This window comes from Citrobacter sp. Cpo142 (assembly GCF_030332425.1).
Lineage (GTDB): Bacteria > Pseudomonadota > Gammaproteobacteria > Enterobacterales > Enterobacteriaceae > Citrobacter > Citrobacter portucalensis.
Genome location: NZ_JAOWHW010000024.1, coordinates 1 through 266, shown reverse-complemented (window position 1 = coordinate 266; position 266 = coordinate 1). Strand labels below are relative to the sequence as shown.

Below are 266 nucleotides of genomic sequence, written 5' to 3'. Positions count from 1 at the left end.
GGTTTGATTCTTGCCGGGGCTTCCGCGCCCGTGATTCTCGATCAGTTTCTGGATGAGAAAGAGGGTAATAGCGAGCAGGCGTATCGTGACGGCGGCGGGCTCTGGACGATTTGCCGTGGCGCCACGGTGGTTGATGGTAAACCCGTTATCCAGGGTATGAAGCTGTCAGCTGAGAAATGTGCCCAGGTGAACGCCATTGAACGCGACAAGGCGCTGGCATGGGTTGAACGAAATATAAAAGTTCCGCTGACCGAGCCGCAGAAAGC

Annotated in this window: 1 protein-coding gene; it reads left to right on the top strand. The window is 56.0% G+C overall.

The window, feature by feature from the left end; translation table 11 throughout:
* Nucleotides 1–266: glycoside hydrolase family protein (locus OGY18_RS27450; RefSeq protein ID WP_286551316.1), on the top strand; the 266-nt coding region annotated here is incomplete at both ends.